Origin of the sequence: Winogradskyella echinorum (assembly GCF_014297365.1) — a bacterium.
In the GTDB taxonomy this organism is placed as follows: domain Bacteria; phylum Bacteroidota; class Bacteroidia; order Flavobacteriales; family Flavobacteriaceae; genus Winogradskyella; species Winogradskyella echinorum.
Map to the genome: position 1 here is coordinate 134,347 of NZ_JACOQD010000001.1, position 12,550 is coordinate 146,896.

Consider the following 12,550-nt stretch of genomic DNA (forward strand, 5'->3'; position numbering starts at 1 on the left):
ACTTACTGTGTTATATAGTGAAGATGATGCCAAACATTTAATATTCTGAATATCAACAACATAAAACAAGTTGATAAAAACAAAAGTGTCCGATTTCGATACAGTTTTTGTTCGTAATCGGACACTTCAACTAACTACATTTTTTACTCCGAACGTAATGAGTTAACGGGATTGGCGTTTGCAGCCTGAAGCGTTTTTACACTTATCACTAACAAAGCAAAAAATATCATTGCAGAACCACTTATTAAGAAGACCCAGAAACTGATACTTGTTTTAAAAGCAAAATCTTGCAACCAACTATCTATTCCATACCATGCAATTGGTGAGGCAATAATAAATGCCACGGCAACCAACACTAAAAACTCTTTGCACAACAAGGTATTAATTTGTAATAATGAAGCACCTAAAACTTTACGAACACCTATTTCTTTTACACGTCTATTGGTTGTATAAATTACAAGTCCGAGCAGTCCTAAACAACTAATTAAAATAGATAGACCAGTTGCCCAATTTAGTAGCTTTGATATTCTCTTTTCTCTATTGTAAAACTTCTCAATGTTCTCATCTAGAAATTCAACTCTGTAATCATCGACATCTGTATAGACTGTTTTATAAGCACTTTCTATCTTAGAAAGTGTTTCTTTTAAATTTCCTTCTGCATTATTTTGAAAACTAACATGAACGGCTTGGAATTGGCTAAATCTGGCACGATACCAATCACCTCTCCACGCCATTGGTTTAATATCTGACCTTAGAGAGCGCTGATGAAAATCTGACATCACACCAACTATAGGAATATTTTCGTCACTCATTAATACCGTTTTACCGATAGCCTCTTCAGGAGACGTAAAACCAAGCTTCTTTCTACATGTTTCGTTAATTACTAATTCTTTAACTGAATCATTTCTAATGCCTCTTCCTGCTAAAATTTCAAGTTGAAATAAATTAGCATAGTTAGCATCACCAAATAAAAATTGTAAATCTGTATTAACTTCGTTATTATCATCTACATAAGAAATCGAAGAACTATTTGAAGACATTGAAGCTGGTGCATGACCGCCAAGACTTATGTCTTTAATGGCAGGAATGGCCTTCAATTTTTCGGCATAAATTTCTTTTTTTGAAATTTCCCCTTCTCCTCTTGGATTGTAAACGGATACAACAGCATCAGTTTTAAAACCCATATCCTTATTTAATAAAAAATTTATCTGCTTACCAACAAGTAATGTACCTATGATAAATATCTGAGCTATTGAAAACTGAAAAACAGTTAAGAATTTACGCAGTTTCACTTTTTTGTCTCCAACGGTTAAATGGTTTTTTAACACGGAAACGGCATTAAATTTTGATAGTACCATTGCTGGATAAAATCCTGAAAGAAATGTTACAACCAATAATAAAACTGCTATGCCTATAATAATTATTGGAGCTTTAAACAGATCGAAACTCAAACCCTCTGGTACAAAATCTGAAAACACATTAATAAGCCAACGAGAAAGTAAAAAAGATAATAAGGCTGATATTACAACCAACAAAAATGTTTCTCCCATAAACTGACCAATAAGTTGCTTTCTAGAGCTACCAAGGGTTTTACGGATTCCTATTTCTTTAGCACGCTGAGAGGCTTGTGCTGTGTTGAGATTTATAAAATTTATACAACCTAATAGCAATAAAAATAATGCCACTAACGCTAAATTGGTTAGTAATGACCTGCTTGCCTGTCCTTTACTCCAGTCGTAAATACCATAGGCTTCATTAAAATGAATATCTGATAAGGGCTGTAAAACAAATTTTTGCGTTAATCCATATTTCTTAGAATCCTCATCTTCATGCTCTTTTGCCAAAGCATCAAAACGATTTTGTATAGCAACTAAATCTGCAGATGAACTAACTTTTACTAACAGCTGAGCACTAGAATTGGTATTTGCCCATTCTTTATTGAGAAAATCTTCTCTTAAACGTGTTTGTAATACTGTGGGATGAGAAATAAATTCTTCGAAAACAAAATCTGTTCTTTCCTTAAAATTCTCTACTACACCTGTTACAGTAACATTTAAAGAATCATTATACACCAATGTTTTACCAATAATCTCATTTGGAGCAGTATTAGGAAAATATTCTGCAGCGCGTTTTTCGGTAAGAACCACATTATTTGGCTGAGAAAGTATGTTTGTTTTGTCACCAGCTAAAAATTTATAGTCAAATATTTTAAAGTAATTGGCATCCGTAAAAATTACAAAGTTTGGCCATTTTACAACTTTATCTATTGCTTTATTTTCAACTTTAGCAGGCCGCTCTTGATAGAATCCACTAACAACATCAAAGTTAGAATTTTCCTTTATCGCCTCTTCTAGAGCTAAGGTTACACCTGGATTATTAAAGTTTCCTTGTGGCGAATGAAAATCCGTAACTACTCTATAAATACGATCTCCATCTTTATGAAATGTATCGAAGGTATAGTCGTAATAAATCATTAATCCAATAACAAAAGACGCACTCAATCCAATTGTAAGACCAATAACATTGATTAGAGAAAACACCTTATGCTTCATAATATTTCTCCATGCTATTTTGAAATAATTTTTAATCATAACTGCTCGTTTTTTTTTAGATTAATTTATTCTGCCCTTAGAGAATCTACAGGATTAGATGTTGCCGCTTTTATAGTTTTACTTGCTATGGTTAACATGGCTATAACTATTGCAATTCCTCCAGCTCCAAGAAATATCCATATATTAAGATTAATACGATACGGATAATTTTGTAACCACTGATGCATTGCCCACCATGCAATTGGTGTTGCAACCACAAAAGCTATAATTACTAATTTTAGAAAATCTTTTGTAAGTAAAACAGTGATAGAAGACACACTTGCTCCTACAATTTTTCGCACTCCAATTTCTTTTCTTCTTTGCGCTACAATAAGTAATGACATCGCAAAAAGACCAATACAACTTAAGATAATGGCCAGAATAGAACCACTACCAATCATTGTTGTCATGGTACGTTCGCTACGGAGTGTACGATCTATATTTTCATTTAAAAACGAGCCTTGAAATTCGGCATTAGGCTCTATTCTATTCCATGCCGCTTTCACATCTGTATAAGCCTGTTCTAAATTTTGAGGAGCTACCTTGACGTAAACATTTCTTAAATTCCAATTAGGAAGTGCAAATAAGCTCATTGGTGCAATATGCTGATCGAGCTCTTGAAAATTAAAATTCTTAACAACACCAACTACCGAATAAACAGCATCGTCTAAATCTATTTGAGACGCTAAAACATCTTCTTCATTCAACTGTTTTGCCATAGCTTCGTTAATAATAACCGACAAACTATCACTAGCAAGATTTTCTCTAAAAGACCTCCCTTCTACTAAAGTTAAATCTAATGTTTCAATATAATCTGCATCTACTACCAACATGTGAGTTTCTACTCCACGACCTTTATATTCAAAACCCAAAACACTTGTAGAACGAGAGCCATCTTTTCCTAAACCTAAAATATTGTTAGATGCTGTGACACTCAAAACATTTACATTATTTTGAAGATCGTCTCGAAGTAGTTGTAGCGCTTGTTGATCGTTACGTGCTCCGTTTAAAGGAAAAGCAATCACCTGGTTTTTATTGAACCCTAAATCTTTAGTTCTCATAAATTCTACTTGATCCCAAAGCACAAGTGTGCCACTAATAAGTAAAATGGCGATACTAAATTGTAAGACCATTAAACTATTTCTCAAATGATTTTTTCCATTAATTTCTAGCTTTCCTTTTAAACTTTGTAAAGTACCAAGACGACTCATTAAAATAGCAGGATAACCACCAGCAATTAACGTTACACCAATAAAACTGACTATTAATATCACTAACCATGAAGGCTCTAATAAGGCAGAAAGCGATGCTCTTGTGCTAAATAAAACCTGAAACTGAGGCAATAAAAGTACAGCCAACAGAATTCCTAAGCCTGTTGAGATTAGAAAGACTAAAATACTTTCTCCCCAAAACTGAAAAAATAATTGTTTATGATTTGCGCCTAGTGTTTTACGCATTCCTATTTCTCGTAATCTTTGGTCGCTTTTTGCAATACTCATGTTTACAAAATTTACACAAGCGATAAAAAGAATTAAAATCGCAATTCCTAATACTAAATAAGGCATTGTGCGACTTACAATTACAGGACCTTGATTAAAATTAGCAAACCGAATATCTGTTAAGGGCAACAATTTTATTTGTCTATAATCACCATTGCTATTGGGCTGAATGCCATCGCGAATAGCGTTATCAATCTCATTTTTATAGTGTAATTGTGTAAAATCTTTTGTGCTTTTTTCAAATTGTTGTGGACTTACATTTTGTGCAAGTTGCATATACACCTCATGATTCTCCACATCCCAACGTCCAATTGCTCTTTCGTAACTGTGATAACCTTGACTTTTAAAATTTAAGACTACATCAAAACCCATTGAGCTGGTTTCAGGAAAATTTTCAACTATAGCTGTTACTGTAAATGGAACCATTTCCTCATCGCGTAAGATAGATATGGTTTGTCCTATAGCATTTTTATCGCCAAATATTCGTTGTGCAGCATGCTTGGTTAAAGCAACAGAAGTTTCTGAAGTTATTGGGTTTTGCTTATCTCCTTCAATTATTGGGAAGCTAAACATATCAAAAAAATCAGGATCAACATAAACACCACTCATGCGTAGTTGTTTGTCTTTATGATTTAATAACACTCCAGCGCCAACATAACGTGTTATTTTTTCCACACCAGTTGTTTCTTCTTTTAAGGCTGCCGCAAAAGGTTCTGATTTTGAAATATTAGCTTCTACTCCATCTGGCACACTATCCTCTGAGTATACCATAAAAATGTTCTCTCCATTTTCATGAAAACGGTCATAAGACAATTGAAAGACAGCATACATTCCTAATAAAATAGCTACACCAAAAGCAGCTGTAAGTCCTAGTATATTGAGTGCTGTGAATGTTCTATTTTTCCAAAGATTCCTAATTGCTATTTTTAAATAATTCTTAATCATGATTGTTCGTTTTTTGATTGATTTACTCGGTGCGCAATGATTTTACAGGATTCGCTGCTGCAGCTTTTATAGCCTGAAAACTCACAGTGATTAATGTGATAATTAAGGCTCCGAAACAGGCAATTGCAAATACATCCCAAGTGACAGACGTACGATAACTAAACTTTTGCAACCATTGACCCATAACGTAGTATGCAATTGGTGAAGCGATTAATAAAGCTATTACTACCAGAGTGATGAAGTCTTTTGAAAGTAATAACCACAGTTGACTAATTGAAGCTCCCAGTACTTTACGTACTCCAATTTCTTTTGTTCGTTGTTCCGCTACAAAAGATGCCAATCCAAATAAGCCCAAACAACTAATAAATATCGCTAGCGCTGTAAATACTCTAGCTAAACTAGCAATGCGTTCTTCTGATCTAAATTTTGCACCATATTCTTCATCCACAAATTGATAATCGAATGGTGTGTTTGGAAAGTTCTTCTTAAAAACTCCCTCAATTAGTGCTAAATTATCACTGGTACTTTTATTAGGATTTAGCCTTAGACAGTAATAAGCGATATTTCCATATTGTTCAAAAACATACATAGCTTGTTTTACAGGACTATAAGGTGATTGCACTATCATATCATCAATTACACCAACAATTTTTAAAGGCGTAAAAGGATCTTCAGTATCAGAATCTCTTATATATTTTCCAATAGGATTGGTAATATTCATATACTTAACAGCCGTTTTATTAAGAATAACTGCATTAGAATCTGTTGCAAATTCGCGAGAAAAATCTCTTCCTTCTATCAACTTCAATCCTAAGGTTTCAACAAAATCATAGTTAACATTTGTGTAAGCTAAATCCTCTTGAAAGCCAACAGGCTTACCCTCCCAATTATAGCCACTTCGATTAGACCAAACTTCTGTTGTTGGTCCACTTAATGTCGTCATACTTGTGGCTCCACCTGAAGCTATAAATTGTGTTCGCATTACTTCGTGCTTACCTAAAAATTCTGAGCTCATTACAGGAATTTGTATCAATCCTTCCTTCTCATAACCAACTGGTCTATCTTTTGAAAACTGTATTTGATTCATCACTACAAGTGTTCCTATAATTAGTGCCGCAGAAACAGTAAATTGAGCTACCACTAACACTTTTCTAGGTAAAGAGGAATAGCGACCAGATTTAAATGTGCCTTTAAGCACTGCAACCGGATTAAAAGAAGATAAATACAAGGCAGGATAACTACCAGCTAAAACCGAAGTTATTACAACAAATAATAATGAGACCAGCCAAAACTGAATATTGCTCCATGGAAATTCAATCGCTTTACTCGCCAAATTATTAAAACCATTTAGGAATAATAAAACGATACCGAGAGCCACTACAAAAGACAGCAAAACAATTAAAAAAGATTCGCTTAAAAATTGAAATATAAGTTGACTCCGTTGCGATCCAATAGACTTTCTAATACCAACTTCGGTAGCTCGTTTTTCTGATCTGGCTGTACTTAAATTTACAAAGTTGATACATGCTAATAATAAAACAAACAAGCCTATAATACCAAAGAGCCATACATTTTCAATACGACCACCAGACTGTACACCATTTTCAAAATCAGATCGTAAATACCAATCCTCCATTGGAAATAAGAACATTTCTGGGTTAAACTCTGCTTCACTAGGATCACCTATTTTTTTTACATCTTTTATCTTAGCAGAAATCGCTTCCATTGTTGTGTTCTCATTAATCTGAACAAACGCCTGAAAAGAATTATTTCCCCAAGAATCCTTAGCATTTTCTAACCATGGTTGTGTTGTTACATAGAATTTCCATGGAATTAAATATTCCATATCACTAAAAGAGTTGTTTGAGGGAATATCTTTATACACAGCCGTTACAACTAAATCATCTTCATTATTAACTTTTATTATTTTGCCAAGAGCAGTTTCAGATCCAAATAATGTCTTAGCCGTAGACTCCGAAATCATTATAGAATTCATTTCCTTAAGTCCATTTTTTTCTCCGGAAATGATGTCTAAATTTAACATCTCAGGCGCACCTTCTTGCATGGCATTTCCTGTTCTGTAAATAGTTGTTTCGCCAAAGTTTAAATATCTTGGCTGCTCCCAAGAGGACATAATAATGTGCTTAAAATTATCATTATAATCTTGTCGTAAAGCAAATTCTAATGGTCTTGGAATCGCAGGACTTGTTTCTATAATATTATTAGAAGATTCGTGCTGAAAAATTTGTGCAATAGTCGTTTTATCCTTAAAGTGGTTGTTATAATTTAATTCGTCATATATCCAAAGCCCAATTAACATGGTAGCTGCCATACCAATTGCTAATCCAGAAATATTTATAATAGAATACACCTTGTTTTTAAGAAGGTTTCTAAACGCTATTTTGAAATAATTTTTAAGCATAGTTTCTATGAATTACTATTCGTTTTTTGATTGATTTGGCTTCGACACTTCAGTAAAATTGATTGGTTGGTTGATTTAATGTTTACTGAAGTGTTTTCTGCCTGATTGATTGATTGATTGATGAAAATCGTTTTATGCTAATATGTTCTCGGTTACTTTTTGTCCGTCTAACATTCTAATAATTCTGTGACTGTATTTAGCATCATGTTCACTATGTGTTACCATAATAATTGTTGTACCAGCTTCGTTTAGATCTATTAATAAATCCATTACTTCATTACCATTGGTGCTATCTAAATTACCAGTTGGCTCATCTGCTAGTATTAACTTAGGATTGTTTACTACAGCTCTAGCAACTGCAACACGTTGTTGCTGACCACCAGATAATTGCTGAGGAAAGTGATTTCGGCGATGCATTATTTGCATTTTCTCTAAAACGGCTTCGACTTGTTTTTTGCGCTCCACTGGTTTTACACCAGTATATATAAGTGGTAATTCTACATTTTCGAAAACTGTAAGTTCATCAATAAGATTAAAGCTTTGAAACACAAATCCTATATTATGCTTTCGTAATTCTGATCGTTTGCGTTCATTGTAACCTGCTACTTCTGTTCCGTTAAACATAAAGCTTCCGCCATCTGGATCATCTAATAAACCTAATATATTTAATAAGGTAGATTTTCCACATCCTGAAGGTCCCATAATGGCAACAAACTCACCTTCCTTTACATTAAAAGACAACTTATTTAAAGCAATTGTTTGCACTTCTTCAGTTTTGTAAAATTTCTCTAAGTCCGTAATTTGTATCATTGTATTCGTTTTTATATTTTTTTAACTTTTGGCTGTTAGCCTTTAGCTATTAGTTGTTGGTTAAAAATTATTTCTTTTATCTATACTCTTTTCTCTATTATCTTGGCTCATGATTCTACTTCAAAATCAACTCTTCGGTATCACCAAAGGAATCATAACTCGATGTCACAACTTTATCACCAGGATTTAAGCCTTCTAATACTTCATAATATTCTGTGTTCTGGCTTCCTAATCTAATATTTACTTTATAGGCTGTATTGCCATCTTCACTGACTTTAAAAATCCAGTTACCTCCTGTTTTTTGAAAGAAACCACCCTTTGCTACCAATAAAGCTTCTTTTTCAGCACTTAAGGCGACACGAATCTGAAGATTCTGCCCTCTTCTAATGCCCTCTGGCGCTTCACCTTCAAATTTCATATCGACTTGAAAACGACCATTTATTACTTGTGTAAATACTTTTTTTATCTCTAACGTGTAGGTCTTATTATTTAAGGTGAATGTGCCTCTTTGACCATTATAAATTCTAGAAATATAGTGTTGATCAATATCTACTCTAACTTTATAAGCCGTAGTTACATCTACTTGTCCTAATCGTGTTCCTTTATTTATTGATTGTCCGATTTCGGCATCAAGCGATGTTAACTGACCATCAATAGGAGCACGCACCACTAAATCACCTACTTTTTTTCTCATGAGTTCTAAGGCACTTTGTGTTCTGGCGTATGAATTTTTTGCCTGATTAACTTCGAGTTTAGATGATATTGAATCCTCAGACAATACTTGCTCTGCTAACTTCATGCGTTCTTTCTGATACTCAAAATTATTCTGAGACGACTCATAATCCATTCTACCTATGGCTCCTTTTTCATATAGGCGTTTATTCAATTTATATACGCGTTCTGCTTCAATTAAATTATTTTCTACATCTGTAAATTGATTTTGTCTATTAATAGTGTTTTGACGTGCTGCGTTCTGTGAGATCTGCATTTGCGTTAATAAATTGTAGACTGATGTCTCCTGATTAACAAGAGTTAATTCTAAATCTGTATTAGATAATCGTAGAATTGGCTCACCTTTTTTAAGCATTGCACCATCTTCTACAAATTTTTCTTCAACGCGTCCACCTTCTAGAGCATCTAAATAAATAGTTGTAATTGGCAATACAATTCCGTTAACCGGAATGTTTTCTTGAAACACATCATTTTTAACTGTGCTAATTGAAATTCGTTCTTTTTCAACATTTAATTTTGAGCCTCCTGAAGTTTGAAAGACCACATATACGATAAGTGCTATAATGGCTAAAACACCTAAGGCAAGAGCTATCTTTTGATTTGAAAATTTTTTCTTTTGAATTGGAACGTCCATGTTTAATTTTTGATTTATACAGTTTATATAGTGAAGATGATGCCAAAACAGCAAACACCTATAAATCAAATAGTTGTATTTTTAATCGAATATAAAAGTGTTCGATTTTGATACACTTTATGTTCGAAAATGCACACTTTTAAGCCTTACCAAAATTTAGGTTTTGTAATTTTTATAAGCCCAAGATAAAATCGTAATATTGTATTGATGGTACTAAAAAACGCTACAATATTAGTTATTGATGACGATGTTGATGTTTTAACAGCATTACGATTGCTATTAAAACCGCTTTTTAAAGAGGTTGTAACAGAAAAAAATCCTAGTAATATTACTTCGCAAATAGAGCGTACTAATTACGACATTATAATTCTAGACATGAACTTTAATGGGTTAGTCAATACAGGTAATGAAGGTATTTTTTGGCTGAATAAAATTAGAAAACAAAAACCTGAAACGTCGGTAATTCTTATGACTGCTTATGCTGATATAGATTTAGCCATAAGAGGATTAAAAGAAGGGGCTTCGGACTTTTTAATGAAACCATGGAAGAATGAGAAAATGATTGAAACCATTTCTACGATATTAGAAAGCAAAAAATCTAACACTTCTAAAACAAAAAGTTTAAACTCAAACTCGGTAGAAATTATTGGTGAAAGCGAGGTAATGAACGACGTTTTTGTGAAGCTTAAAAAAGTAGCTCCAACTGACGCCAATGTTTTAGTACTTGGCGAAAATGGTACAGGTAAAGATTTAATTGCTAGAGCACTTCACGATAATTCAAACAGACGCGATAAGCCATTTGTAAAAGTAGATGTAGGTGCATTAACGGCATCACTTTTTGAAAGTGAATTATTTGGATATAAAAAGGGAGCATTTACAGATGCTAGAGAAGATAGAAAAGGACGTTTTGAGGCTGCAAATGGTGGCACCTTATTTTTAGACGAAATCGGTAATATTGGTTTGGGTCAACAAGTAAGATTATTAACCGTTTTACAAAACAGACAAGTGACGCCTTTGGGCTCAAATGAAGCTATACCAATTGATATTAGGCTCATTTGTGCCACTAATATAGATCCAAAAACATTAGCTGACGAGAAAAAGTTTAGAAAAGATTTAATCTATAGAATTAATACCGTTGATATAACCGTACCACCTTTAAGAGAGCGTGGTACTGATATTACAGAACTTTCAAGACATTTTGTTGCTTTATATGCCGAAAAGTATAACAAGAACCCTTTTACTTTTGACTCTGGTTTTATTTCAAAATTAAAGAAGCACGATTTTCCTGGCAACGTAAGAGAGCTTCAGTATGTTTTAGAACGTGCTGTGATTATGACAGATGGTTCGGTTTTAAAACCCGATGATTTGGTGTTTTCGTCTATTGAACGTTCTACCTCTTCAACGAGTTTAGAAACCAAAAGTTTAAACTTAGATGACATTGAAAAAAATGCCATCCTTACCGTTTTAGAAAAAAATAAAGGCAATGTTTCTAAATCTGCCAAGGAACTTGGTATTACAAGAGCAGCTTTATATAGACGATTAGAGAAGTATGAACTATAGAACATACATCTTTAAACTATTTTTTAGAATACTTCTTCTTGTTGGAGCTATCATAGGTCTTATTTACACTATTTACTTAGAAAAGACAGTATATTCCATTGTACTGGCGGTTTTAATACTTTATTTAATAGGTAGTACATACAATTTTGTAAAACGTCGTTTTGTGGCTATGGAAGACTTTTTCGAAGCTGTAAAATATCGTGATTTTTCGAGATGGTTTCCAGAAGATAGAGGACCTAAAGACATTAGGTTTTTGTACACTGGGTTTAATGAAATTAACCGCACAATAAAGGAAATCAATTCTAAGAATGAAGCACAATATGTATACCTTCAAAAAATTTTAGAAATGGTAGATATAGGTATAATAGCCTATAATCTAGAAACTGGTAATGTGCTTTGGAGTAACGATTCTTTTGGTGAAATTTTAGATATACCGTCGTTTAAAAACATCAAATTTGTTGAAAACAGAAAACCAGAATTATACAATACCGTATTTGAAACTTATCATAGAGAACCAAATTCAATATCTATAGCGCTTCAAAATGATAGTATTAAAATATTAATTTCTGACACTGTTTTTCAAGTTGATGATGATGCGTTTAAGTTAATTGTTATTCAAGATATCGATAATACCTTAAACAAAAATGAATCTGAATCTTGGAAAAAGTTATTAAGTGTCATGACTCATGAAATTATGAATTCCATTGCACCAATTTCCTCGCTTGCAGATACACTTCAACGCAATTTACAATTAGCCATAGAGCAACCAAACGAATCGCATCTTGAATTAGAAGATCTCAACGCAGGTATAAAAACTATAAAAAACAGAAGCGAAGGTCTTTTACAATTTGCTAAGACCTATAGAAGCTTGAGTAAGGTTACTAATCTAAATTTACAAAGAATAAAAATATCTGAGTTGTTTGGTAATATTCAACTTCTTATGGAGCCATCTATAAAAGCAAAAAATATTAATATAGAATTCGATATAACTCCACCTAAATTAGAATTAGACATAGATACTCACCTTATTGAACAGGTCTTAATTAATCTAATTCTTAATGCTGTAGATGCTGTTAAAGACCAAGCAAATGCAGAAATTAAAGTGATCGCTACTCAGAACTCAAATAGAGATTTAATTATTAAAGTCTATGATAATGGTTCTGGTATACCTCAGGATATATTAGAGAATATATTTGTACCATTCTTTACTAGTAAAGCTACTGGAAGTGGCATTGGATTGAGCTTATGTAAGCAAATAATGTTACTTCATAAAGGCAGAATCATTGTAAAGAGTATAGAAAGAGAAGGTTCTGTATTTAGTTTGGTGTTTTAAATACACAACCTTCTTTAAATTCTC

The 12,550-nt window shown here is 33.1% G+C and carries 7 protein-coding genes; 2 read left to right on the forward strand and 5 right to left on the reverse strand.

What is annotated here, in order from left to right; all coding sequences use genetic code 11:
* Window positions 1-143 precede the first annotated feature (143 nt).
* The 5 genes from H8K90_RS00575 to H8K90_RS00595 all read right to left on the reverse strand — a co-directional run bounded on the left by H8K90_RS00575 (window position 144) and on the right by H8K90_RS00595 (window position 9,633).
* Window positions 144-2,591 (reverse strand): ABC transporter permease, encoded by a 2,448-nt coding sequence (locus tag H8K90_RS00575; RefSeq protein ID WP_186844001.1) that lies wholly within the window; start codon window positions 2,589-2,591, stop codon window positions 144-146.
* Window positions 2,592-2,617: 26 nt separating this feature from the next.
* On the reverse strand, window positions 2,618-5,035 hold the full coding sequence (locus H8K90_RS00580) for an ABC transporter permease (protein WP_186844002.1): 2,418 nt from the start codon (window positions 5,033-5,035) through the stop codon (window positions 2,618-2,620).
* Between the two features lie 22 nt (window positions 5,036-5,057).
* Entirely contained in the window at window positions 5,058-7,457 is a 2,400-nt protein-coding gene (locus H8K90_RS00585; RefSeq protein ID WP_186844003.1) for an ABC transporter permease, read from the reverse strand.
* A gap of 132 nt (window positions 7,458-7,589) precedes the next feature.
* Window positions 7,590-8,267, reverse strand: coding sequence for an ABC transporter ATP-binding protein (locus tag H8K90_RS00590; RefSeq protein WP_186844004.1), 678 nt, complete (start codon window positions 8,265-8,267; stop codon window positions 7,590-7,592).
* Window positions 8,268-8,382: 115 nt separating this feature from the next.
* Complete coding sequence (locus tag H8K90_RS00595; RefSeq protein WP_186844005.1) at window positions 8,383-9,633, reverse strand: efflux RND transporter periplasmic adaptor subunit; 1,251 nt, start codon at window positions 9,631-9,633, stop codon at window positions 8,383-8,385.
* A 207-nt stretch (window positions 9,634-9,840) separates the two neighbouring features.
* On the opposite strand from H8K90_RS00595, the gene H8K90_RS00600 reads away from it, so the two are divergent.
* Both H8K90_RS00600 and H8K90_RS00605 read left to right on the forward strand, forming a co-directional pair.
* Window positions 9,841-11,193 carry a sigma-54-dependent transcriptional regulator gene (locus H8K90_RS00600; RefSeq protein WP_186844006.1) on the forward strand — a complete coding sequence of 451 codons (1,353 nt, stop codon included), beginning with the start codon at window positions 9,841-9,843 and terminating at the stop codon, window positions 11,191-11,193.
* Window positions 11,183-12,526 carry a sensor histidine kinase gene (locus H8K90_RS00605; RefSeq protein ID WP_186844007.1) on the forward strand — a complete coding sequence of 448 codons (1,344 nt, stop codon included), beginning with the start codon at window positions 11,183-11,185 and terminating at the stop codon, window positions 12,524-12,526. Before H8K90_RS00600 ends, H8K90_RS00605 begins: the two co-directional genes overlap by 11 nt.
* The last annotated feature ends 24 nt before the right edge of the window (window positions 12,527-12,550 follow it).

Coding starts and splice junctions, on each gene's coding strand:
- H8K90_RS00575 (WP_186844001.1), bottom strand. CDS start 2,591: ATGATTAAAAATTATTTCAAAATAGCATGGAGAAATATTATGAAGCAT.
- H8K90_RS00580 (WP_186844002.1), bottom strand. CDS start 5,035: ATGATTAAGAATTATTTAAAAATAGCAATTAGGAATCTTTGGAAAAAT.
- H8K90_RS00585 (WP_186844003.1), bottom strand. CDS start 7,457: ATGCTTAAAAATTATTTCAAAATAGCGTTTAGAAACCTTCTTAAAAAC.
- H8K90_RS00590 (WP_186844004.1), bottom strand. CDS start 8,267: ATGATACAAATTACGGACTTAGAGAAATTTTACAAAACTGAAGAAGTG.
- H8K90_RS00595 (WP_186844005.1), bottom strand. CDS start 9,633: ATGGACGTTCCAATTCAAAAGAAAAAATTTTCAAATCAAAAGATAGCT.
- H8K90_RS00600 (WP_186844006.1), top strand. CDS start 9,841: ATGGTACTAAAAAACGCTACAATATTAGTTATTGATGACGATGTTGAT.
- H8K90_RS00605 (WP_186844007.1), top strand. CDS start 11,183: ATGAACTATAGAACATACATCTTTAAACTATTTTTTAGAATACTTCTT.